Below are 1,939 nucleotides of genomic sequence, written 5' to 3'. Positions count from 1 at the left end.
CCCATCTTCTTAGGGTTTGGATGGAAACACCCAGTGTTTTAGCTGCAACGCCAATACTAACATATCTATTCATTTGTATATAATAATATAGAAATAAGTAGATTTCAATTAGCAGTTATTAACCCTCACCAAAAGGCTGGGTCACTGTGACTTCAGGCAGGGTAGTAGCGACTTTTGCCGCAAGTGGATGCAAAGCCATACGCAATTTAGGTTGAAGGGCACTTTGTGGATAATGCTGAAATTATCCACAATTTACCAGGCTAATGTGGATACTTTAAGACGAGCAGCTGACCATCACTTCAGGCACATCGCTTGGCAGCGGCGCTAAATCTTCCGGTTTTTCCAGCGCAGTCTGTCGGGTATAGGGTTGACTGAGCAGGCGAAATAAACGCTCGACTTCAGAAAAATCATCCCGCTCGGCCAGTTCAATTGCTTTTTGCGCCATATGGTTGCGCAGGATGTAATGCGGATTGACGGCGGTCATGGCGGCATCCAGTTCATCGGTATCCTGATGTTCACGAATACGCTCATATTGCGTCAGGAAGGCTTCAAACTGACGACGGTCTAAGCAATCATCTTTAATCGCTTCATAGTCTTTATGTTGCAGGCGAATAAAGCTTTGGGTGTAGTCCAGCTGTTCGCTTTGCAAGATTCTTAAAAAAGCCATCGCGCAGTCAAAGCTGTCTTTATGGAAGCTGGGTAAGCCCATTTTCTGGTTTAAGCCATGCTTGTAGTGTTCCAGGAAGGTCGGTTCAAAATGAGTTAAACATTGAGCCAGATCTGTTTTCCATTGCTCCTGGTCATCGTCTGCGGGACAAAGCGGAATCAGGTTGTTCAGCCAGGTCCACAAGTTCCAGTGCCCAATACTCGGCTGTTGCTGATAGGTATAACGTCCCTGATAATCGGAATGGTTGTTGATCCAGTTCGGGCGAAAGCGCTCCATAAAACCGTAAGGACCAAAATCTAGGGTAGAGCCGGTGATATTTAAATTATCGGTATTCATTACCCCATGGGCAAAGCCGACCAGCTGCCATTGGGCAATCATCACTGCAGTACGCTGCACCACCTGCGTGGCAAAAGCTAAAACAGGCTGCTCGGCCTTCAGACATTCCGGATAATGCCATTCGATACATTTCTGGGTAAATTCAGGCAGTAAATCTGGCTGATATTGATTGATCCATTCAAAATGCCCCAGCCGAATATGACAGTCCGAGGTACGTAACATCATTGCACCCGGTTCCAGTTTTTCACGCTGTACCCCTTGGGTGGATGAAGTAAATCCCACGGTATTACTGGAAGGTACGCCCAAGGCATTTAAGGCATGACCGGCCAGATATTCACGAATCACCGAGCGTAACACCGCGCGACCATCGCCCATCCGTGAATAAGGGGTAGCACCGGCACCTTTTAAATGCAGATCAATGGTCTGCTGATGCTGGTCAACAATCTGGGCAATCAGTAAACCACGTCCATCACCGAGCTGACCGGCCCATTGCCCGAATTGATGCCCGGCATAAACCATGGCCAACGGCGGAAATTCAGCAAATGTTTTCTGGCCGCTACAGATTTCGACCCACTGTGCTTTGTCTTCATTTGACCATTGCAGTTCATCGGCCAGTGCTGCATTGAAATGCCCGGCTTTGGCGCCTTTTAAAGGCAGCGGTTGTTGCTGGTTATACAGACGGGAAGGCAGGGTAGGATAGCGCGAGTTAAATTGCATTGCAGAACAGCCATTCAGAACAGGCCTTCACTATAACAAACTTGGCTGGAGAAAAGTGTCGTGTTTCCGAATAGAAAAAGCCTCCATCAGGATAATGCCAGTCAGTTAAGCAAATTTTAGAAAAATGTAGTAAAAATGAGTGTATGTAAATACGCTCATTTTTTTATGTCTTTATCTGAACATTTAGAATCCACTCTTGAACATTCTCTCCCATCACTC

At 46.5% G+C, this 1,939-nt stretch carries 1 protein-coding gene; it reads right to left on the bottom strand.

All coding sequences use genetic code 11. From position 1 onward, the window contains the following. Positions 1-274 precede the first annotated feature (274 nt). Entirely contained in the window at positions 275-1,720 is a 1,446-nt protein-coding gene (locus FTT63_RS15325) for a YdiU family protein (RefSeq protein WP_180192472.1), read from the bottom strand. Positions 1,721-1,939: the final 219 nt, after the last annotated feature.

The sequence above is a fragment of the Acinetobacter sp. C15 genome, from assembly GCF_013420645.1.
Classification (GTDB): domain Bacteria; phylum Pseudomonadota; class Gammaproteobacteria; order Pseudomonadales; family Moraxellaceae; genus Acinetobacter; species Acinetobacter indicus.
Note: the sequence above shows the minus strand (reverse complement) of the source record. Positions and strands in the feature narration are given on the sequence as shown.